Source organism: Lutibacter litoralis, from assembly GCF_014646675.1.
GTDB classification, from domain to species: domain Bacteria; phylum Bacteroidota; class Bacteroidia; order Flavobacteriales; family Flavobacteriaceae; genus Lutibacter; species Lutibacter litoralis.
Genome location: NZ_BMNS01000006.1, coordinates 244,064 through 267,464 on the forward strand (window position 1 = coordinate 244,064; position 23,401 = coordinate 267,464).

Sequence of the window (23,401 nt, forward strand, 5' to 3'; positions counted from 1 at the left end):
TTAATGTCTTATTTTATGTTCTAATTTTACTAAATTTTAGAGCGTTATTTTTATCGTTGAATTTTGGGAATCTACCGTTATTTTCAATATACATTGCCCAACAATCGTATTCGCATTTTGTTATTTCACCCATAATTCTTAAATCTTGGGGTAAAGGGTTTTTAGTATTACATTTAAAAGACTGTATTGCAACATAGATACTGTCTTTTATTGCATCATAGTTTTGATACTTGTATAAAAATCTATCTGCACCACCGTGATTGGTTCTCTTCTTTTTAATTGTTGTATCAAATTGATTTAAACGACTTTTTAAACCACCTTTAGAATTGGTCATACCAACATATTCTAATTCTGGGATAAAGTTAAATTCTGTAAGTAATTTATCTGAAACAGCAATACAATAAATACCAGGATAATTAATACCATTAAGGTTGTTTCTATCTTCCCATTTTATCCAATTTGTAAATTTATTTTGCATAGCAACTATTTTTCAATCTTTACTTTTAGGTTTAAATTTAAACGTTTAGAAATATCTTCTATGTGCTGTTTTTTTGCCAGTGTAGATGAGTGTGTGATTACTAAATAACCGCCTTTTATAGTGTGTTGCTGATAAAAATCGTCTTCCTGTTTTGAAACCAACGGAGCACCACTTTGAATTATTCCTAATTTTTCTACATTTTGAGCACCTGCTATTTCAATTACATCACACAATGTTTGATAAGCGAAACGATTGCTTATAATTTTACCATTTGGAAATTGAACTGTCAAGTTTGTCTTTTTAGATTTTGTATGAGGACTTACAGTATAGCCAGTTTCTTTTTTAAACGATTCTCTTTTTGCTAGGACTTTATCTTCCTCTTCAGGTGTTATTTTAAAACTACGTTTACGAGTCATTTTAACTTGTAATGGCTCATTTGGAATATAATCTATAACCAATACTAACTCTCTTTGTATTTGAGAAATAATTGGGTCTATGGCTTTTGAAAGTGCAGGAATTACTTCTTTTTGAATAATTTCTTCTTCTACACGATTTGTTTCTTCAATCAGTTTATCGGGTAGTTGTACACCTAATTCTTTTAGGTTTTCGATAGAATTGTAAAGTTGTTCAAGTTTTGTCATAGTAATTTTTGTTAATTTATTATTTACATTTAGCTTCTATTTTCAATAGCAATAATTACCTCATCTTTTTTGTCTTTTACTTTTTCTAATACCTTATCTAGGTAATCTAAACCATAACGATCTTTGATGTAGTCTAACTCTTCAAAGAATTGTTTCCATTTTGCTTTTGCTGAACTTGCTGATAATACATCAAGTGCTAAACGTCTTAGGGTGTATTTAGGCATTGTATAATAATGCTTAATATCCTTTATTATGGTTTTAATAAAGTTTATATTTTCTTCTTCTGAAGCATCAATTATTTTTAAAGCTACTTTTAAATTGTCGTGTGCTTTCTTTTCAATTGATAAATCTGAAGTATTAGAACGTACTCTTTCTTTATGGTCTTTTATTTTTTCGTAAATAGGCCAAAAATCTTCTGACATAGGTACTCGTTTTGTACGGTGTGCACATTCTATAAATTGTAAAAAATTTTCAAAAGTTAAACTTTCTACCTTTGGATTTTCTTCTATTTCAGCTTGTTGAGCAAATAAACTTAATCCTTTTTTACGTAGTACATTTACATTGGCATCTTTGAACTTTTTAGCCGTTTTAACCCGATTTGGTAATTTTAATATACGTTCAATAACATCTGGATGCTCTTCTTCTATTTGATTGTATTTATTTCTGATATGCGTAATAATGTTTAACTCTTCATCATCTTCAGGGTTATCATTCATTTTTTTATATAAACCACTTGCTGTAGGTTCTTCATCTGGATGGAAAATACGAGAATCTTCACCCAATGCATTATGAATCATAAACATTTTTTGTTGTGCAATCTCTCTAGACTTAACAAAATCAGCCCCTGTTTCTGATGGAAAAAAGTTAAAAATATACAGTTTATCAAATACTTTTTTACCAATACGGTTAATACGACCTACACGCTGAATAACACGTGTTGGATTCCAAGGAATATCATAATTAATTATGACTCCAGCTCTATTTAAGTTAAACCCTTCTGATAATTTATCACTAGTAATTAATACTTGAAAATTATCGTATTTTGTACCTTCGTATTGCGCGTTAAAGTTTCGCTCTAAATCTTTCGCTAAAGCTTTTGAAACTTTACCATCACAGATAATTAACTTATTGCCAAACTTTTCTCTAAAATAAGGTTCAAGGTGCAATACCGTATCTACATACTCAGTAAATAATATTACTTTTCGATTAGGCTCATTTTCTAAAATCTCTGAAACTTTTTGATAAATGGTTTCTCTTTTAGGGTCGTTAGCCACCAATTTTTCTTCTTCGACTTCTCTCCTTATTTTTTTGAAAAGGTCTAAATCTTTATTAATATCTTCTAAAAATTCATCGGCTTTTTGGAAGTCTTTAATTTTATAAACGGTGGTATTTTTTGGTGTTTTTTTCTTCAGTAAATCATTTTCAAATTTATAGAGTATATCTAAAATTTCATCTTCATCATATTCATAGATTTTTTCTATTAGATTTCTATCTAAAATATATTTACCACCTGTGTTTTCAATAAATTGCAACACTACTTCGTGAACTTGAATAAAGCGTTCTATGGTTTTTTGAAACGCACCAAACGAACTTTCAAAACGTTTTACCAATAACCTACGCATAAAATCGAATAAGTTACGTTGTTGTTGAAAGGTTCTATTGCCTTCCATATCTAAACCGCTTTCATCTGCAATGGTTTCGTAGCTTGAAGGTTGGTATATTGCTCCTGTAAACAACCCATCTTCGGCAAAGTAATCTCTAACAATACGGTCATAAAATTCGGATTGTGATTGCGTTAAATAATAAAACAGTTCTACTGGTGGTGCTACCTTAGGTAGCTCTCCAATTTCAGCACTATATTGATGATCATTTTCTAAATCTAAACGATTTCTTCTAATGACTACTGGTGAAATTACCTCTTTAATAGTATTTGCCAATTTAGCTGATGCTTGACGTACAATTTGAGGGTTTACAGGTAATTCTTCATCTAATAGCTTAACATATAATTTTTCTGCTTTATCACGTTTATCTGGATTGTTAGCATTGTAATTTTTTAAAATATCAGATAATTTGCTAAATCTATAACTATAACTTCTAAATAAACCCTCTAAATTATTCTCCAATGTAATTGTTGATAACCCTGGTACAATAAAGAGTTTTAGTAATGCAAAAATATCAGCTGGGGAGTTGTTAAATGGTGTTGCAGTTAATAGAATAACTTGTTTCCCTCTACAAATTTGAGCGAGTGCTTCGTATGCAGCGGTATCTTGATTTCTAAAATTATGTGCTTCATCAATAATAACTGTATCAATATCAGAATCGTCTAAATCTTCTGCTAGATTTTCTACTTGACCACGACTGTACACGTGCCATCCGTTTAAGTTGAAATTTCTAACATAACCCCACCAACCTGTTTTATCGCTATAATCACCAATTAAACCTGGTGGACATAAAATAATACCTTTTGTATCTAGATTACGCGCAATTAAAGAGGCGATTACTGATTTACCAAGCCCTACCACATCTGCAATAACTACACCGTTGTTCTCCTCAATAATACCTAATGCTTGGTTTACGGCATCTATTTGGTAAGAGAATTTATTAAAGCCACTATCTTCTAGCAAACGTTCTACTTGTGGTTTTAACTTTTTCTGTTTTTGAAGGTCTAAATACGTTTTTAATACTAATGCATAGGCATCAAAAGGTTGGACTAATGCTGCTTGAGAGCGGTGTATGATAAAATCTATTAAATGTTGTTTGCGTTGGTCTATATCGGTAATAGGGATTGCCAATTCCCATAGTTCTTCAAAATAAGCTACAGCTTCTTCGTACCCATAATCTTTAATCTCAACATTAAACTCTTGTTGACCTTGTAAACCGTTGCGTGTTAAGTTACTGCTACCTGTAATTAAATACCCATCAAAATTGTGTTTAGAACGTTCTTCTTCGTTCATCTCGAACAAATACAATTTGGCGTGGTTGGGTTCTCTTGTTTTTTTAATGATTAAACGTTCTTGACGAATCATATCCAAGAAAAAATGTACTTGCTCATAAAATTCTTTGGTGTCTTGCTGCTCGTTATTGACTGCAAAACCCATTGAGGACATAAAATCATTAAAATATTCGTCGCTACTTAAATCTAGTTCCTGAACATCGTGCTCAAAAATGTTTTGTAAATGGTTACCCACTTGTAAGCCCACTAATAGCTTTATTTTTATCTCTGGATTATTTTTAAGGTTTTGGCACACCTCTTTCCAACCTGAGAAATAAAAGAAACCTACCAGCCATCTTAACTCTGTACTGAATTTTATAATGTTGTTTAATCGACCACTTAATGTTTTTTGTGGACTTTTATTTGCTATAAAATTATTTGCCATATTTATAAATAAGTTTTAATGCGTTCTTCTACAGTTTTAATAATTTCTACTGCTTCTGGTTGATGACCTAGTTTAATTTGATGTTCTACACTGGTTTTCCAAGCCCGTTCTGCATTGATTAATTTTGAATCGTCTATTAAATCATTGGGTGATTGATACTCCAAGTTTTTATGCTTCATTTTTTTGAGAAATATTGGCTTTATATTTTGCCAATCTTCATTGGTAAATTCTTGTGTTAAATGGTAAAGGTCATAAAAATCTCTTGGTGCAGTATATGAACGTTGTTTTAAGGCTCTTAATTTTTCTGCTACCACTTCTGTAATACTATAACAATTACTTTGTTCTTCGCCAGTTAATGCATCGGAATAGGGGTGCATAATATTTTGTAAATTAGTATCTAACAGCATTAACTCATCTGTACTAACTTCTAATTTTATTTTGGTATTCCAACGATTGTGTGGTGGTGGTGGTTGGTTTTTAGAGTGGTTGGCTCCCCAATATTTTATTTTTACTTGAAAGCCTTTCAATTGATTGTTAAAAAGAATAGGTTTTACAGGCTCCGTATAGCATTGAATACCCGTAAATTTTGTTACTTCTTTGGCAACTGCATCGAGTGTTTTTTGTTCTAATACAAACGTCTTATTTAAAGATGTAAAGTCTAAATCTTCTGAAAATCGATAGTTTTCGATATAACATTTACGTAAGCAGGTACCACCTTTAAATACTAAATCGTTTTTATAATGCGCTACAAAGACTGAGAGAAAATGCCCTAATACATAATCTTTATCTACCGTGGTTGGTGGTACTTTCCATTCTTGGGCTTTATCTGTAATTTCTTTTTGCAGTATCATATAATTTCAACTAATATTCGTTTTGTGCTATTTGTAATAAGTTTTGATAGCTAATGTTTAAACGTAATTTCCAATCACTAACAAACTCGCCTTGTTGTAAACCACCCGCATCTATTAAGCTGTATTTTTTATTTACTTTTGATTTGGCGTAATTGATAAAGCTAGTTAGTTTGTTGCTATGAAATATTTCTGCCAAGAATCCTAAACGTTTAGTAACGGCAATGTTGTTATACGCTTTGGTATATGCTATAAGCTTATTGTTGGTTAAGTTTGCTGTTGCAAATGCTTTTATAAGGTCTGCAAAATCGCCTGCATACCGTGTTTGGTCGAAGCAGTCTACCAAGGTCATTTCTATATCGGTTATGTTAAAACTATTATCGCCATAGCCTTCTTGTATAGTGCCTATATTTTTAGTTGTTTTTACGGTTACAAATTTTATGTTTGTACCTAAAATTTCTGTACCTCTTTTTCGTTGGGTGGTTTTTATAAATAGGGTGTTTGGAAACCGCTCTGTAAGACCGTGATAATGTAATGCCGACCAATACGCTATGGCACTGTTTTTACTTATATACGTTGCCAACACATTTACATTGGTATAGTTTGTTTTTGCATAAACCCCACGTTCTATACGGTTTAATAAGCCTTTTTGGTATAGGTTTTCTACCAACTCATTTAGGTTATTGGTTAGTTTTGTGGGTACTTGTAACCCCAAGTTTTTTAACTTAAAATACAAGATTTCGTAGTCTTCTAAGTATTTTAGAAGTTCTATTTGGTCTTCGTTTAAACTTTCTGATATGTAAGTGCTTTTTGCCATAGCCTTTTATGTTGCGATAAACCCTAAAAATTGGGGTCTATTGTTACACGAATGGTAAAGATACTATTTTTAGACATTACTCCGTTTTTTAATGACATTTTTTTACCTTTTTCGTTACGTTAAGACTTAAAAATTGGGTCTTTTTATAGCACGATTGGTAATTTATATTCTATACCTCTCAAAATCTTCTTTACTCAAATGTTCATCTATTACAAGTGCATCTTCATAGTTTAACACATATAAATGATACACCATTACGTCTATTTGATGCTCTAATGTTGAAGTGTCTTCTCCTACTTTTTTGCCTTCGAGGATTTGATTGACTTTACTAATTATTAAATTTTCAATATCAGAATTTGCTTTTATTATTGGAATATTTACTAAAGGCTCTTTATCTATTTGATAATTATTTCCTTGCATTTTACCCTTAAAGCGTAACCAAAAAGCAATTAATTTGGAATTTAAAAGTGCCGTTAGATATTTTAAATCAAATCTTTTAGTTTTTATAGAAAAGAAAGTTTGTGTAACATAACAATCAAAATCTGTATAAGTGAATGAGGGTTGATGGTTTTTTCTTAAAGAAATTATTTTTTCTCCAATAAAAAAAGCTTCATTTCTTGCTCTATGTAAACCGTAAGGCTTGTTGTCAGAAGTGATTATTTCAGAAAATCTATTTAAATGGTCTTTGATTTTTGGATATGAATCTATATTATTCTTAACATCTGTTGATGCGTATATAATCCATTCCTTATTAACTTTATCTCCATAATATTTGTGTAGTTCAGAAGTTGAATAAAAGGGTTTTATAATACTATATTCATTATTGTTTAAGTTTAGATTGTCTAACTCTTCTTGATTAAGCTGAAAAATACCATCATTTATTCTAAAATTTCCCCCTAATACTTTAGCATTTTTTCTGTTTAACTTATCTTGTGGATAAACAATACCTTGGGCAATATCGTCGTTATTTAAATAGACAATTTCATTATCAAGAATTGAATTAAGAACATTATCAATTTCTGGGTTATTAAATGTTATAATTGAATTTAAAAATGAAATTCCATTAAAGTTTAATATATGTTTTTCATCAATTTCAGTATTATAATTGAAATTTAAAAAGTTAACCAATTCATTCTCTTCGATTAAATCATCTTTAAGTAATGAATATTTTAATGGATACGATTTTTTTGGAACTTCCTTTTTTAACAAATAAATCATTGTTTGTATTCCAGCCGATTTAAATACTTTATAATTCCAAAAATTTGTAAAGAGTTTTATTTTTGTTTCTCGCAAAACCTTATTTCTAAAAATAGAAGCACCAGAACTTGTTACCCAATTATTTTGAGCAATGAAACATTCTGTACCGTTATCTTTTAATAAATCTATACCAACACAAGCAAAACCATACCATAAGTCCATTTTGCCTTGATAGTATTTAGTGTTTCTAAAACCATTGAATGCTTCTCTATTAGTATATTCTTTAATATAAGGCGGATTCCCAATCACCACATCAAACCCATCTTCTAAACCAAACATCCATTCGGTATCAAAAAACGGCGAGCTGGTATTTTGGTCATAAGGATTCCATTGCGAGAATTGTATGGCATCTTCTGTTGCGACAGATTTATTGGTATCTAATAATTTATTTAATGTATCACGTAATACAGCATCCTGTTCTCGCAAGCGTTTTTTAGCGCCCACCGTTTTTGCATAAAAATGTTCTTTCCGTATAGCTAGCAGTTGTTGTTTAGTGGTTTCAATGAGTGGGTCTTCAAACAGGTTACCTTGTATAGGTTTTCGTTTTATGCCTATTAAAGTATTTGCTGCTACAAATTTGGTTTCTAGGTTTGGTAAGGTAAGTACGTTGTAGTTATCTTCTGGTTTGGAGACATCCATTTCTTCTTGTTCTACAACCAAAGCAATAAAGAAGCGTAACTTACTAATTTGAACTGCAATAGATTGTATATCTATACCATAAATACACTCTTCAATAAGATGTAGTTTTAAGTCGTGTACTGTTTGTTCATTTTTACAATCCAGTTTTTCTAAAATGGCTACCATTTTATTAAGAATCCCCATTGGGAATGCCCCAGAGCCACAGGCAGGATCTAATATTTTTATGTGTCGCAGTGTGTTGGAAATTTGTTCACAAAGTGGATGGTTGTTTTTTAATTCTGTAGGCAAGTTTTCTTCCTGGAAGAGGCTTTGGATAAGCGTTTCTGGTAACTTTGGGAAATGCGTATGCAGATAAGACGACAGGCTTTCATTAACCATATAATCCACAATTTCACGTGGGGTGTAAAAAGAACCTGACTGTTTACGAGCTGTTTCTTTAGTTTCGGGATTAAAAGCGCCTAATAAGTTTTCAAATACTTTACCTAATAATTCTGGGTCTAAAGCCACTTGAATTTCGTTAGGTGCGTTTTCCTCCACAGTAAAATTGTACCGTTTTAACAATGGGATAATGCCCTTTTCTTCATCAAAAAACACACAATTGGGTATTAAAGCCCGATGCTTAAAATTGCCATTAGCAGCTTTAGTGGCATTACGGCTAAAACCATCTAATGCGTATTGCACACCATCCATTTTCATTGTTTTATCTAAACACTCAAACAACCCACCATTTAAGAAAGGGATGGGTTTAAACAAGTCCATAATTTCCTGTTCAGAGAGGTTAAACATTTCTGCATAGCGGTAGTTTGTTTTAATATCTCTATCATCTACTTTTTTAGCAAATGTTCTTTCTGTGATTTCCTTGTTTAGGGTAGCAAAAAAAAGATTTTGAAGTATGGCGTTGTAATAGTTACCATCATTTTTATCATTAGGCTCAAAGTCTATTAAAATTTTTGATAGTTCATCAGTATCAAATAATGTATTTGGCACTAATTTTTTTTGTTTAACGAACCAAACAAAAAGAAGTCTGGTAATTAACCTAATAATTTGCTCTTCTAATTTTACTCGGTCGTCTTCAGAAGTTTCTGTATTGTTAGGAAAAGTTACCCCAATTTCATCAGATAAGGTCCATTTATACCAAGCAAAAAGTTCATTATAAAAGTCTTTTGTTAATTTTTCTACTGAAAAGGCTTCTTGAATGCTGTCTAAATCTTTAAATGAACAGCTATCAATTCTATTTTTAAATGTCTTATTGGTTTCAGAAGGATTTACATAATAGGTATATCGTTTCCAAGTAGAATATTTAGAGGATTTATCGCCGTAGTTTCTGCGAATAAAACTAAACCTAAAATTACCTTGTGCATCGTAAAAAATAAAAATAGCACCATCTTTAAAATCTTCTTTTAGTATTTTTTTAGCGATTTCGAATTGTTGCTTTTTAGCACTTCTAACGGTTAACTCTTTGTTATACTCGCAGGTAAAAACTAATAGTTCTTCGTGATTTTTAAGTTCTGCGTGACCAATTTTTATAGGGTCTGAATAAGGGGCTTCCTCATTTACGGTATTTACAAAAACTTCCCTTTCTGGTTTAAAAGATGTGATAATGTTCTCGAAAAATAAACTTATATTTTGATTAGAAATGTTATTAATTACTGTATTGATTGATGCCATAAATAGCTATTTTTTTGAAATATTTAAAATATAAATCTTTTATTCTTGCCTTTGGTTTTGTTGTATTAAATGGTCGCAAAAGAGCATTACTCGATTCCCTCGAATTTTATAAAATATGTTTTGATTGCGTTGTAACTCCATAGCAATTGATATTACACTAAATGAAGCAACTAATGTAATAAAAAGTAAGGAAGTATTAAAGAAAAGAAGTGTAAAATGGTTGTTGGTTTTTTGTTGTTGGTTTATAGTTAGTAAAGGATTATGGTTTTCCTTAATTTATAGCTTGTTAAGGGTTTTGAGGAAGTTGAGGAAGTGAGGGGTTTTGGGGTTGCAACTATGATTTATTTTCAAATGAAAAGATCCCGCATCAAGTGCGGGATGACGTATCCTAATAAGCAGATTGCTTCACTGTATTCACAATGTCGTAGTTTATAATGATTACAACAATTACGCTTTATATGATGAGACCCTGAAACACATTTCGACTATGCTCAATGACCGAGTTCAGGGGGACGATGGATTTGAGTTTTCATTGATGAGATCCCCGCCTAAGCGAGGATGACAGTTATGCGTTTTTCTTGAGTTCCTCAACTTCCTTAGTTTCCTGATTGGTGTTATTTAAGTATTTACCTTGCGTATCTCTATGGATTAAACCTGCTTTTACAAATTTGGTGATGTAACCTTCTGCTGTTTTATGAGGAATACTAAGGGCTGTTGCAGTATCTAAATAATCTTGCCTTGAAAATTGGCTTGGTAAATTTTCTAAAAAACGTTCTTTTCTATTGCTACGTGTTGGTAGCTTGGTGTCTGCTGGTAATGCGTTAAATACTTGGCTGCTGTGTTGAATTAATATTGCAATAATTGCCATTGCATTGTTAAAATCTACTTCTTCGCATTCTCTTTTTGTATTTACATCGCCATCTTCCATAATTCTTAAAGCGGTAAACAGCATTGCAATACGGTAGGCAATTATTCCCATTCTTCTAATGGTTGCAATATAATCTTCGGTTTGAATGTTAAGGTATTTGGTTTGAATTTTAGAAAAATACTGGTTGAACTTAATTTGTTGTTGTAATGAAAATGTTACTTGAATAGGAGGATTGTTTTTTAAGGTTTTATAGAATCCTAAAAAAGTTGTGCCTAATGCATTGTAATATTCATCTAATCCGTTTTCTGTTTGAATTTCAAAAACATTTTTCCAAATAGGAGTGATGTTCATATAGTAAAATATGAAACGACTGAATAAGCCGTTTTCTGCATTTGGAATTAATGATGAAACTTGCTTTGGTGTTCCAGATAATACAGTTGATAAACAAGGGTTTTCAATATCTACATATTCGCGATCTGTTCTACGGTAATAACTTATAGTTTCGTGGTGGAATGCTTTTCTGAAACCATCGCTATAATTACCATAATCGCTTTTAAATGCTTGTGCCAATGTATCGCCTTCAGTTTCAAATATTAGTCCTTTACCTTCATTATCTGATAGTAATTGAAATACTCCTGTAGTACTATTATTTGCAGGTATAAATAACATTCTTTCAGGTGGTTTACTTGGTTTTTCTAAATTTTCATTCTTCCCTTTATTCATATTATACACTGCATTTTCAGCATCGAATTGTTTTTTTAATACAGATGCTTGTTCTCTCATATCTTTATGAATAGGAGTGACCAAATTTTTACACTGAGTTAATCGCCCTTTACCTGCAGATGCAGGAGCTGTTACAAATAAAAATAAATTAGCAAATACTTTTTTACCATCGTAAATACCAAATAATTTAGGAAAACAAGCACTTAAAGTTGTTAATGCTCCCAATAACATTATGTCGCTTTCTTCTGGACTTGTTGTTGGTTTTACAACTTGTTGTAAAAAATGTGGCAATGTGTCAACTATTGACTTTGGAAACGTTGGTAGTTTTTTTACTGCTTTTTCTTCTATAACATTCGGAACTATTTGCGTTTGCGGTTCATTTTTTACAACAGTTATTCCTGCTTGTTTGGCTAGATAATAAAATGTTGCAATTGTAATGCCTGAACCTTTTGCAGCTAAACACTTATCGTATTGTTCGTCACATTCTTGTGCATTATAACTGCTATTAAACTTACTTATGCTGTGAAAATAGTTTCGTCCAGTTTCTCCATATTCTTCGGCAAAAGCAAAGCCTAAATCTCTCCAATTGGCATAACCGCTTGTGATGTCTATTGCGTTTTGTTCAATGGCTGCTATGTACGATTCAATGTCATTAGCAACTACCGTATGTACGGTAGCTGCTGTTTTATGAATTGGTTTTATAGGGACTTCTATTTTAGGAGTTTCTAACCAATCTGTTGGATTAAATATATTCTTTGTCATTATATACTATGTTTTTTATGAAGAAAGGCCTCTGGGTCGTATGATAAGAAACAAGCTCTTGAAATATCTTTACCCGATTGGTCAACTTCTAATTTATATGTGTGTTGTAAATAATTGGCAATTGCTTTGAAAAACTCTTGATGTGTAGCTTTAGAAAGGTCAATTTTAATGATCCATTTTAAACCATCACCAGAAGGTGAGGTGAATAATAACTCCGTTTCAAAATAAGCATCTTCTAATAATTGTTTTTTTACTTCATTTATATTTGGTAAATGGTCAAAATCAATGGTGATTAAAGAGGAATGCTTTATTAAATTAGTATCGTTTCTTCGTTCAAATTCTCCCGAAAAAGTTACATAATCAAAGTTGTTGGCTTTGAATTTTCGTTTCTCTTTTACATCTTTAATTTCTCTTAATTTAAGCGTGTTTTCTTTGTATTTATCACTTGTAATTAACGAATGTATTTCGTGTAATTTGAGCTTTTTATATGGATATACATTGCGAATAGGAGCTTTGTAAAAACTACTTAATGCATACCAAGTATCATCGGGTTCATCTAACCAATTTGGTTCAGGTTTTTTCTCGGTATTTAGTCTTAAATGTAATGCTTCACTAATTTTAGTTAGTAGCTCATTTTCTGTTGTTGTTTTAAAATACAACTGTGCAAAATCGAACGTATCACCTTTAAAGTTTTTTAACTCTATATCTGTGTAGATAGCAACATTATTTACAATGCTGATAGCTAAGGTTTCCTTATTACTATTATAAGGGTTTTTAGTTATCCTGCAATCCTTACCCGAAAGGGTAAGAACTGTTTTGTTAGGATAAAACTGTCTCAACACAAAGGCATAAATTTTTATACCGCATTGTGTTTTGTCTAGGATAGCTTCTCTATTTAGCATCGCATTTATAATTATGATTGTAATAATTGCTTTGCAATACGTGTTCTATATCTGACACTTTGTAATAAAATGTACCACCAACTTTGCTGTATGGTAATGTTCCATTGTCACGGAAGGTCTGTAATGTTCTTTTACTAATATGTAAGGTTTGCATTACGTCTTGATTGTCTAACCAAGCATCTTTCAATCTTTCAGCTCTCGATTGTTTGAATAATTCTACATATACTTTTAATTCTTTAATTTCCTGAGAGAGTGCCAGGATTAAGTCTGCTAACTCTATCATAATTTAACTTTAGGTCTATTCATTAAATAATTAGCAGCTTGCTGCTCTATTTCGTCTTGAGAATCCATACGGTTACGCAGTAACCATTGGTCTAATTCTTCACGTTGGAAGTAGAGTTTTTTACCATTCGGTTTATAGTGTGGAATGGCTGCCGTACTTGTTAATTTATACAAGTGCGATTGTGATAATTCTAAATACTTACAAGTTTCATTAAAGTTTAATACTTGCTTTTGCATCACTTGCTGTATTTGCAGCATTTTTTCGATGCGGTCTAATTGTGATAAAATGTTATCGTTCATCTTATTTAAAGATTAAATTGAAAATGAACGCTTGGCCAAACGTATCAATGATTATCATTGACAAGGCAAATATGGGATAAGATGGAATGGTAGTTAAAACTGGAAATAGAAATTGGTTTAACACCTTGTATGTTAAAGTGTTAAAATATAAGTTGGAATTAGCTGTTGGAAATAAATGAGTTATTTCTGAATTTATTTTGGGATGCTTTTAAACCAAAGGTTTACGAAAAGAATTTCACTTAATTCGTCTGGAGAGTTTGTAAGGGTATTGAATACTTTAGAAGTATTTGTATTGTATCTATGGTTTAAAAATCTCACATATTCTTTATGGTCAATTACTCTAAATGGCTCAAAAACTTTATCATTAAAATATAATTTATCAATTATTGTATGGTAAAAGGCAGCAATTAAGGTTTTGTTTTTTCTAGCTCTATTTGGTATGAAATTATAATCTTTATCTATTATTCCTGCATCAAATAATAGTTCTTCAGCTCGGGCAAATCTTTCTTTTTTAGCAATGATTTTATCATAAGGTAAAATGTTCTTTTTTGTATTTCTAAAATCTAAATCTCCTTTAATTGGTTTGAATAAATTATCATTATCAATAGGAAATGAAGTTGCCTTTATATGTTTTTCATTTGTAAATTCAGAAGGTATTATTTCAGCATTTTCAGGATGCGTTGTATTAAAATAATGATAGTAAATATCTTCAATTTCAATAATTTCTTTAGAGGAATATTTATTGAATTTTTCTTGAAGTTCCATAAATAATAAAATTGCATTTGCCTTTAAATAATTTATGATTGTTGTTTCGGTTTTATTTAATGATCTACTTGTAATGTAATTATTAATGTCAAGTAAGTATTGTTCTAGTCGATTAAAAAAAACACCGTATGTATAGTGTAGTTCTGGGTGCATTGCATCCGGATGAAAGGCTTCAATTAGTTCATTGTAAATATCTTGACATTTTACATCAATTGATTTGAAGTAGTATTTTTCCTTAATTCCTAATGGTTGTTTTATGTCAAGTTTATATGCAGGAGGTTTACTAAAATTAATTTTATAATTCAATTTTTGAAACTCTTGTTGGTATTGATTGCTAGTTCTATTGTCTTTATGCAATCCAAAACCAATAGAAACTATTTTAGAAAATAAGTCATTTGCCATTATAAATCCAATTTAATACGGTTAGCAGCATCTTTCTTTTTATCGTCAATTACTTTTGCGTAAATCTGTGTAGTTCTTAATTCTTTATGTCCTAATAGTTTAGAAACTGTATAAATATCCGTACCCATTGTAAGCTGTAGCGTTGCATAGGTATGCCGGGCGCAATGGAATGTAATAGTTTTTGAAATACCTGCTTTCATAACCCATTGTTGTAGTTTTAAATTAGACCAAGCACTGTAATTTAAACCTTCAAATATTTTATTAGATTTTTCGTTTTGTTCACCTAACAAACTGTAGGCTTGTTCTGAAATAGGTAAAGTTTCAACACCTTTAGTTTTCTTTTGTCTGAAACGGATGTAATATCCCATTTCTTTAGAATGTTGCACTTCTGACCATACTAGTTTTTCAATGTCTGACCATCTTAATCCAGTAAGAGCAGAAAATAAAAAGGCTTTTTTTAATAATGGAATTTCACATTCAACATTTACAACAGATTGTAATTCATCTAATGTTAGAAATTCTCGTTGAGGTTCCCCTTGTTTGAAATGCGAAATACTTTCAGAAGGATTTGTCTTTAAAAAACCATCTTTTACAGCTTGTTTAAGTGCTGCTTTAAATTTTCCAAAATAAGAGTATTTTGAATTTTGAGAAAGTAATTTTTGTGCTTTAGTTTTAGCATTTTTATCTAAATAACTTTTGAAGCCCTCTACATATTCTTTATCAAGGTTTTGGAAATTTATACCGTTAGGTGAGTAGATTTTTAAATGTTTAAACATACTTTCCCAATTACCAAAGTTACCTGAGCTTGAATTTTTCTTTTCTATTAAGTCAGATATATATTTAAAAAAACTGCCTTTTAGTTTTTCTAAATCTTGAAAGCCATAAATACCGTTTTGAATTTCGATTTGTTTTTGAGCCCAAATAGATTCAGCTAATGCAAGTGTCTTTTTATTGAAAGTTCTTTCTTCTGTTGTTTTTGGTTTGTGATGTAAGAACAGTTTTAAGGATTCAATTTTTCTTTTACCTCTGTTGTAGTAATCCAGATATAAAACAACTTTGTTGTTTTTAACTCTTTGTCTTAATGTAACTTTCATTTATAGCAATTTAATTGGTTAGTAATTTATTAATTTTATTTGAATCGTTTTTCGTTAAACAAATAAATTTTCAATTTGTGACCGTTTAATAATATGTTTTCTGCCGAATTGGACAGCTGTAAGTTGACCTCTTTTTACCATTCTTTGAATGGTCCATCTACTAACACCAATTAATTGAGATGCATCTGAAATGCTTAAAAAGTCTTTAGAGTTTAAAGAAGTAGGGGAAGGGGTGTTCTCTTTTTGAATTGTTTTAGTTTTGATTACATTTTGTTCAATTGATGATTGGATCTTTTCTTGTCGCTTTCTTGCTTTGTATGCTCTTTTAGAACAATTATCACTACAACATTTTGTAACTGTAGTACGTGCAATAAATGCTTTACCGCAATATTCGCAAGTTTTAGGAATTTGTAGATTGCTGCTCATAATGGTGCTGTTTATGTAATTGTGGGGCTTTATGTAGCAATATGGTGCATCATTTCGCCTTTATTTTATATCTGTAAAAAAGGCAACAAATTAAACCTTTTGGCAACAGATATACAACAAATATAACTAAATAAGTGCAGAAAACCAATAAATAAGAGTAGTTAAATATCAGAACAACAGATACTTAACAAGCAAGAGTAGTGTAGTTACTTCCCGATACAAAAATTAGCAAAAATATTACCCAATAAATCTTCGGTAGTTACTTCACCAGTAATTTCACCTAAATGAAAAAGTGCCTGTCTAATATCTATAGCAAATAAATCGGTGCTAATATTTAAATCTAATCCTTTTTGAACCTCTTTAATAGAATTATATGCATTGTTTAATGCTTCAAAATGTCTAGAGTTACTAACAATAGTTTCGTTATTACTTAATGCTCCTTTATTTACTAAGTGTGTAAGTGTTTCAGTAAGTTTTTGAATACCAGTTCTATGTTTTGCGGACAAAATAATAAGATTTTCAAACTTATTTTTAAGTGTTGAAATTTGTTTTTCAGTTAATAAATCTGCTTTATTTACGATTGTTAAAATTTCTTTTGAAGGATATTTTGCGTCTAATTCAGTAATGTTTTTTTCAAGCATATTTATGTTTGAAGCATCTATTAATTGTAATACTAATTGTGCTTTTTCTATGTTTTCAAATGTTTTTTGAATTCCAATATTTTCAACAAAATCTTCTGTGGTTCGTATTCCGGCAGTGTCGATAAAACGATAGGCAACGCCTTCAATATTAATTTCATCTTCAATAGCATCTCTTGTTGTACCAGCAATATGACTAACAATGGCTTTTTCTTCATTTAAAAGTGCATTTAATAAAGTGGATTTCCCAACATTTGGCTCACCAACTATTGCAATTGGAATTCCGTTTTTTAGCACATTTCCTAAAGCGAAGGAATCTATTAAACGTTTTAAGACCGCGCTAATTTTATCAATTAAATTTTTAAATTCGGAACGGTCTGCAAATTCTACATCTTCTTCAGCAAAATCTAACTCTAGCTCAATTAAACTTGCAAAATTTAGTAATTGTTGACGTAAATTTTTAATTTCAGTACTAAAACCTCCACGCATTTGTTGCAATGCAACTTGATGTGAAGCGGCTGAGTTTGATGAAATTAAATCGGCCACAGCTTCTGCCTGACTTAAATCCATTTTTCCATTTAAAAAAGCACGAAGTGTAAATTCACCTGCGTCAGCATTTCTTACACCGTTTTGTAAGAAAAGTTGTATAATTTCTTGTTGAATATAAACGGAACCATGGCAATTTATTTCTACAACATTTTCACCAGTATAAGATTTTGGATTTTTAAAAACAGATATTAAAACTTCATCAATAATTCTATCATTTTCAATAATATTACCTAAATGAATTGTATGAGATTTAACCTCAGTAAGCTTTCTTTTTCCAGATTTAGATTTGAAAAACTGATTTACAATTTCAATTGATTTTTCACCAGATAAACGAATAACAGCAATGGCACCAACTCCTGAAGGTGTAGCTAAAGCAATAATGGTATCTTGTTGAATCATAAATTGTTTTTTGCAAAAATACTATTTCATTTTTTGATAACAATAGTTGTTTTGTCGAAGTATGAGTTTTATTTAGAATAAAGAAAAGTAACTATTTAACATTTTTTAACATATAGCTTTAAAAAATGTTAAAAAATTAGATTTAATTATTTAAAACTTGATTTTTTAAATGAAAAATGTATATTAAGGTAAGTGAATGTTTAACTATAAAAAATTAAAAAAAATATGAGTTATTTAAATTTAGACAAAGAAAAAACTTCAAAAACAGTATTTGAATTAAATATACTTTTGGCCGATTATCATATTTATTACCAGAAATTAAGAAACTTTCATTGGAATATTTTAGGTAAAAACTTTTTTGATCTACACGAAAAGTTTGAAAGTATGTATAATGATGCGCAGAAGAAGATTGATGAAATTGCAGAACGAATTTTAACACTTCGATACCAACCTTTAAGTAATTATTCTGGGTACCTAAAAATTTCTGATTTAAAAGAAAGTAAATCGGATATTACTGATGTTGAAATGGTTAAATGCCTTTTAAAGGATCATACATTATTAATAAATCAATTGAGAAACAGTGCGAGAGCCGCAGAAAATGCAAATGATGATGGTACTGCTGATTTGATTGGTGGTTATATACGAGATATAGAAAAAACATCTTGGATGTTGGACGCTTGGCGATTAAATACTTCAGACACATTGTCTAAACCAATCTTAAAAAGTCAGTTAGAGTTGAGTAAAACAAAATAATAGGATTCAATAAAAAAAAACAACTAAAGAAGGAATTTTAGAATTGTTATAAACCCTTAATTATTGAATGTTGTTATTTAATAAATAGCTCTTTTTATAAAATCTTCATAGTCTTCATAAAATTCTTCAAACTGATGCATTGCTTCATTAAAAAAATAATACGCGTTTTGCCAAGTATTTTTGTTGTGGATATTAAAATCTCCGTTATATTTTACATAAATTCTATGAATAATTTTACCAGATTCTAAAACATAAAGTTCATCAAATATTACATCTGGTAAATAATCTTCAGTTAATATGTTTTTTAATTCTAAAACTTGGTCAAATAGCAGTTCGTTTTTAGTCCTATCGAAAGATTCAATGTCTAAACAAACCAGCGCTTGTTTTTTATCAGCTACAAACTTAAAGCCAAAGTCTTTTATTTTAGTTTTATAAAGCACCCATTTTCTAGGAAATGATTTTCCGAAACTAGTCCAAAATTCTTTTCTTAATTGTGCAGATTCTTCTTTACTAAACATTATCCGTGTATCTTTGCTTTAACGCCTCTTTTTTTCATAAAGGCTGCTTCGTATTCAACCAAACCTTTCCACTTTTCATCAACAATTTTTCTATCCTGATATTTTCTGGCAAAGTTTAAAAAAGTCACATAATGATTTGCCTCTGAGGTCATTAAGTCTAAATAAAATTTAGAAAGTTCTTCATCTTTCATATTATCAGCAAAAACTTTAAAACGCTCGCAACTTCTTGCTTCAATTAGAGCAGCAACAAGTAATCGTTGAATCAAGCTTTCCAATCTATCTTTTGTTTTTGGAAAATAACTTTGTACATGAATAGCATAATCGTTTTTTTGTGCTCTTCCTAAAGTCATTCCACGCTTCACCATTATATCATGAACCATTTTAAAATGTTCTAATTCTTCAATAGCAATAAGTGCCATTTCTTGCACCAATTCAGTTTCTTCGGAATAATTTATTATTAAAGAAGTTGCGTTTGAAGAAGCTTTTTGTTCGGCATACGCGTGATCTGTTAATATTTGTTGTAAGTCATTTTTAGCAATCTCTGCCCAGGAAGTTCCTGTTTCAAATTGTAAACCAAGCATCATGGCGAATTAAGTTTTTATTGTATGTGGTTATTATTCATAAATCTAAATCAAACGTTTTTTTTAATAACTCCATAGCCTTATTTTTTTCTTTTAATTTCTCATATTTTTCTTGAGGTGTATATGCATATTTTTTAGTTTCCTCTTCATTTACGTGTAAAATTAAATCTACTTTAAAATTATTTAATTGTTCTCTAACAAACTTTAAAAGTGGATGTTTCCCACGTTCCAATTGGTCTTTCATTAAATGATTTGGAAGGTCGAAATGAAGATTTTTATCTTTTAAATATGGTGTATTAGCATTCATAACAGCAGTTAAACTTTTTTTACCTTTCTCTAAAAGTAATGCTGCATATTTTTTCCATGCTAAAACTGCTTCACTTTCAGTAAAACTGTCTGTTGGTAATCCTTCAACTTGATCGTATTCAACTTCAATCTTTTCTAATTCTTTTTTCCTGTTGATACTGGTTAATGATAGAGAAGAACGTCTTCTAATTGATGTTTCTAAGATTGGTTTTGGTTCTTTTTTTACAGGTTTAGCAACTGCTTTTGAAACAACTAGTACTTTTTCAGGTTTTTGGTATGCAGGAATTTGTTTAGAAAAAGTGCGTCTTTTTACCTTACTTTCAAAATGAATAGCTGCAATTATGTATGGTTTGTTATTTTTTTTTTCTCCATCAAAAGTGATAGAGGCTAATTGCATTAGGGTAAGTTCCACCAATAACCGTTGATTTTTACTGCTCTTGTATTTTAAATCACATTCATTTGCCAATTCAATAGCTTGCAGCAGAAAACGTAAATCACTTTTTTGAGATTGTTCTAAATATTTCTTTTTAGCATTGTCTCCAACTTCTAATAAATCTAACGTAATTTTGTCTTTTGCAACTAGTAAATCTCTAAAATGAGAAGCCAAGCCATTTATAAAATGATGTCCTTCAAATCCTTTTGATAAAATAGTGTTAAAATGAATTAAAACTTCTGGTATTTTGTTTTCTAACAGTAGATCTGAAGTAATAAAATATTCGTCGTAATCTAATACATTTAAATTTTCTGTAACTGCTTTTCTTGTTAACTCGGTGCCTGAAAAACTTACAACTCTATCAAAAATAGATAAGGCATCTCGCATTGCTCCATCTGCTTTTTGAGCTATTATATGAAGCGCATCATCGTCGGCATTAATTTTTTCTTGGGCAGCAATTTTAACTAAATATTCCTTTGCGTCTAAAACTCCAATTCGTTTAAAATCAAATATTTGACAGCGAGAAAGAATGGTTGGAATAATTTTATGTTTCTCGGTAGTTGCTAAAATAAAAATAGCATGCGCTGGTGGTTCTTCTAAAGTTTTTAAGAATGCGTTAAAAGCAGCTTGAGATAACATGTGAACCTCATCTATAATATACACTTTAAATTTTCCTGTTTGCGGAGGAATTCTTACTTGATCTGTTAAACTTCTAATATCATCAACAGAATTATTTGATGCTGCATCTAATTCAAAAATATTAAACGCAAAATCATCTTCACTAGTTTCTCCTGCATTTTCATTTATTCTTTTTGCTAAAATTCTAGCGCAGGTTGTTTTACCTACACCACGTGGTCCTGTAAATAAAAGTGCTTGTGCTAAATGGTTGTTTTTTATAGCATTTTCTAGCGTATTTGTAATCGCTTTTTGCCCAATAACATCCTCAAATGTTTGAGGTCTATATTTTCGAGCTGATACTATAAATTGTTCCATTTACTTTATTTTAGTTGTTTTACAAAAATATATAAACTAAAGGATATTTTTAGCCAAATACTCAAAAAAATGAAAAGTAAAAAGTTAAATGTTTGTTGTTGTAATATTAGTAACTAAAAACTGAACAGCAACTAAACCCTAAAACTATCTCGGATTTTCAACATATATTTTATTATACAAATGCAAGTAATTTTTTATAATTTCTTCTCTTTTTGGTTTCATAGTTGGAGTTAATAGACCATTATCTATTCCCCAAACGTCTGGTGTTAGTTCAAACCTTTTTATGGTTTCCCATTTTGCGAAATTTTCGTTTCCTTTATCAATCTCTAGTTGAATTCTATTAATAATATGAGGGTTTTCAATTAAATCCTGATTGTTACCTGGTATTGGTTCGTGATGGATTTTAGCCCAATCTCTTAAAAATTCGAAATTTGGTTGAATTAAGGCAGCAGGCATTTTCTGACCTTCACCAATAACCAATATTTGTTCAATAAAACGAGACTGTTTCATTTCGTTTTCTAAAAGGGCAGGAGCTACATATTTTCCTCCAGAAGTTTTAAAAATTTCTTTTTTTCTACCTGTTATTTTTAAAAATCCATCGGCATCTAATTCGCCTTTATCTCCAGTATGAAAATAATCGCCGCTCATAACACTTGCAGTTCTTTCTGGATCTTTATAATAGCCTTGCATAATATTTGGACCTTTTACTAAAATTTCTCCATCATCAGCTATTTTAATTTCAACATTATTTATGGCTGTTCCAACAGTACCAATGCGCATTAAATTGTCTTTGTACATATTAACAGACACAACTGGTGATGTTTCTGTAAGTCCGTAACCTTCCATAATGTGCATACGAGCAGCAGTAAAAATTCTTGCTAAACGAGGTTGTAATGCGGCGCTACCAGATACCATAGTTGTTAAATTACCACCTAAAGCTTCTCGCCACTTACTGAAAATTAATTTATTAGCAATGGCTAATTTTTGATCGTAGAACCAACCATTTTTATGATAAGGTTCATATTTGAGTCCTACTTCTACAGCCCAAAAGAATAGCATTTTTTTAATTCCTGTTAATTCGGAACCTTTTTTAATAATACCATCATAAACTTTTTCAAGTAGCCTTGGAACCACAGACATAAAATGTGGTTTTACTTCTTTTATATTTTCACCAATTTTTTCTATACTTTCAGCAAAATAGACCGATGTACCCGAATAAAGATATAAGTAATGAAGCATACGTTCGAAAACATGGCAAACAGGTAAAAAACTAAGTGCAGTTATTTCTCCGGCTGGTAATGGTAATCTAGGATAACTATCTATTACATTGGTAACTATATTGTTGTGTGATAACATAACCCCTTTTGGTTTTCCCGTTGTTCCAGAAGTGTAAATAATTGTTGCCGTATCAAAATGGTTAATAGTATCTTTTATGATATCAACCTCTTTTTGTAAACTTTTATCTTTTCCAAGTTCTAAAATCTCAGACCAATTTTTGCAGCCATCAAATGTATCAAAACTATAAATATTTTTAAGTGTTGGTACCTTATTTTTAACAGCATCTACTTTATCAAACAGCTCTTTATCGGATAAAAAACAATGCGTAACTTCTGCATGATTAAAAATATATTCAAAATCACTTTCAGAAATAGTTGGATAAATTGGGATGTTAACAACACCAATTTGAGACATACCCAAGTCCATTATATTCCACTCGGTTCTATTACTTGATGAAATTATTGCTATTTTATCACCAGGTTTTACACCTAATTTTAATAAACCTCTACTTACAGTATTTATCTGGCTTATAAATTCTTGTGAAGAAATTGATACCCACTCTCCATTATATTTTGTAGTGAATGCTTTTTCTAAATTAAATTTTTCTAGTTGATAGTAGGCAAAATCGAATAATCTTTTGATTTCTTTTGGCATTTGTTGTAAATTATTATGGTAGGCCCAAAGTATAAAAATAAAAAGGAATT

General features: G+C 30.5%; 19 protein-coding genes. 1 reads left to right on the forward strand and 18 read right to left on the reverse strand.

The features are described from left to right. Positions 1 to 13: 13 nt before the first annotated feature. From IEW75_RS11250 to mnmE, 14 genes are all read right to left on the reverse strand, one after another. On the reverse strand, positions 14 to 478 hold the full coding sequence (locus tag IEW75_RS11250; protein WP_134246528.1) for a hypothetical protein: 465 nt from the start codon (positions 476 to 478) through the stop codon (positions 14 to 16). Between the two features lie 5 nt (positions 479 to 483). Continuing rightward, positions 484 to 1,119 carry a hypothetical protein gene (locus IEW75_RS11255; protein WP_134246529.1) on the reverse strand — a complete coding sequence of 212 codons (636 nt, stop codon included), beginning with the start codon at positions 1,117 to 1,119 and terminating at the stop codon, positions 484 to 486. Positions 1,120 to 1,148: 29 nt separating this feature from the next. Then, positions 1,149 to 4,496, reverse strand: coding sequence for a helicase-related protein (locus IEW75_RS11260; RefSeq protein WP_134246530.1), 3,348 nt, complete (start codon positions 4,494 to 4,496; stop codon positions 1,149 to 1,151). Positions 4,497 to 4,498: 2 nt separating this feature from the next. Next, positions 4,499 to 5,347, reverse strand: a complete 849-nt coding sequence (locus IEW75_RS11265; RefSeq protein WP_134246531.1) for a nucleotidyl transferase AbiEii/AbiGii toxin family protein — start codon at positions 5,345 to 5,347, stop codon at positions 4,499 to 4,501. A gap of 10 nt (positions 5,348 to 5,357) precedes the next feature. Then, positions 5,358 to 6,161 carry a type IV toxin-antitoxin system AbiEi family antitoxin domain-containing protein gene (locus tag IEW75_RS11270; protein WP_134246532.1) on the reverse strand — a complete coding sequence of 268 codons (804 nt, stop codon included), beginning with the start codon at positions 6,159 to 6,161 and terminating at the stop codon, positions 5,358 to 5,360. A gap of 162 nt (positions 6,162 to 6,323) precedes the next feature. Next, the gene (locus IEW75_RS11275) at positions 6,324 to 9,725 is read right to left on the reverse strand and encodes an Eco57I restriction-modification methylase domain-containing protein (RefSeq protein WP_134246533.1); all 3,402 of its coding nucleotides are present in this window, start codon (positions 9,723 to 9,725) and stop codon (positions 6,324 to 6,326) included. A gap of 565 nt (positions 9,726 to 10,290) precedes the next feature. Further along, entirely contained in the window at positions 10,291 to 12,078 is a 1,788-nt protein-coding gene (locus IEW75_RS11280) for a DUF3987 domain-containing protein (RefSeq protein WP_134246534.1), read from the reverse strand. Further along, entirely contained in the window at positions 12,078 to 12,980 is a 903-nt protein-coding gene (locus IEW75_RS11285) for a BT4734/BF3469 family protein (protein ID WP_134246535.1), read from the reverse strand. Before IEW75_RS11285 ends, IEW75_RS11280 begins: the two co-directional genes overlap by 1 nt. Then, on the reverse strand, positions 12,970 to 13,263 hold the full coding sequence (locus tag IEW75_RS11290) for a helix-turn-helix domain-containing protein (protein WP_134246536.1): 294 nt from the start codon (positions 13,261 to 13,263) through the stop codon (positions 12,970 to 12,972). The genes IEW75_RS11285 and IEW75_RS11290 overlap by 11 nt, the downstream gene beginning before the upstream one ends. Next, positions 13,260 to 13,520 (reverse strand): helix-turn-helix domain-containing protein, encoded by a 261-nt coding sequence (locus tag IEW75_RS11295; RefSeq protein ID WP_229714443.1) that lies wholly within the window; start codon positions 13,518 to 13,520, stop codon positions 13,260 to 13,262. The genes IEW75_RS11290 and IEW75_RS11295 overlap by 4 nt, the downstream gene beginning before the upstream one ends. Before the next feature lie 234 nt (positions 13,521 to 13,754). Further along, the gene (locus IEW75_RS11300; protein WP_134246538.1) at positions 13,755 to 14,729 is read right to left on the reverse strand and encodes a DUF6617 family protein; all 975 of its coding nucleotides are present in this window, start codon (positions 14,727 to 14,729) and stop codon (positions 13,755 to 13,757) included. Next, positions 14,729 to 15,823 (reverse strand): site-specific integrase, encoded by a 1,095-nt coding sequence (locus IEW75_RS11305; protein ID WP_134246539.1) that lies wholly within the window; start codon positions 15,821 to 15,823, stop codon positions 14,729 to 14,731. Before IEW75_RS11305 ends, IEW75_RS11300 begins: the two co-directional genes overlap by 1 nt. 54 nt (positions 15,824 to 15,877) lie before the next feature. Further along, the gene (locus IEW75_RS11310) at positions 15,878 to 16,249 is read right to left on the reverse strand and encodes a helix-turn-helix domain-containing protein (protein ID WP_134246540.1); all 372 of its coding nucleotides are present in this window, start codon (positions 16,247 to 16,249) and stop codon (positions 15,878 to 15,880) included. A 206-nt stretch (positions 16,250 to 16,455) separates the two neighbouring features. Further along, positions 16,456 to 17,835 (reverse strand): tRNA uridine-5-carboxymethylaminomethyl(34) synthesis GTPase MnmE, encoded by a 1,380-nt coding sequence (gene mnmE, locus IEW75_RS11315; RefSeq protein ID WP_134246541.1) that lies wholly within the window; start codon positions 17,833 to 17,835, stop codon positions 16,456 to 16,458. Positions 17,836 to 18,060: 225 nt separating this feature from the next. Between mnmE and IEW75_RS11320 the strand changes: the two genes are divergently transcribed. Further along, entirely contained in the window at positions 18,061 to 18,588 is a 528-nt protein-coding gene (locus IEW75_RS11320; RefSeq protein ID WP_134246542.1) for a Dps family protein, read from the forward strand. Between the two features lie 77 nt (positions 18,589 to 18,665). On the opposite strand, the gene IEW75_RS11325 is transcribed toward IEW75_RS11320, so the two are convergent. The 4 genes from IEW75_RS11325 to IEW75_RS11340 form a co-directional block, all read right to left on the reverse strand. Next, complete coding sequence (locus tag IEW75_RS11325; RefSeq protein WP_134246543.1) at positions 18,666 to 19,106, reverse strand: DUF4268 domain-containing protein; 441 nt, start codon at positions 19,104 to 19,106, stop codon at positions 18,666 to 18,668. Continuing rightward, the gene (locus tag IEW75_RS11330) at positions 19,106 to 19,687 is read right to left on the reverse strand and encodes a MiaE family protein (protein ID WP_134247181.1); all 582 of its coding nucleotides are present in this window, start codon (positions 19,685 to 19,687) and stop codon (positions 19,106 to 19,108) included. The genes IEW75_RS11325 and IEW75_RS11330 overlap by 1 nt, the downstream gene beginning before the upstream one ends. Before the next feature lie 37 nt (positions 19,688 to 19,724). Then, complete coding sequence (gene dnaX / locus IEW75_RS11335; protein ID WP_134246544.1) at positions 19,725 to 21,419, reverse strand: DNA polymerase III subunit gamma/tau; 1,695 nt, start codon at positions 21,417 to 21,419, stop codon at positions 19,725 to 19,727. A gap of 144 nt (positions 21,420 to 21,563) precedes the next feature. Then, positions 21,564 to 23,351 carry an AMP-dependent synthetase/ligase gene (locus tag IEW75_RS11340; protein ID WP_134246545.1) on the reverse strand — a complete coding sequence of 596 codons (1,788 nt, stop codon included), beginning with the start codon at positions 23,349 to 23,351 and terminating at the stop codon, positions 21,564 to 21,566. Between the last annotated feature and the right edge of the window lie 50 nt (positions 23,352 to 23,401).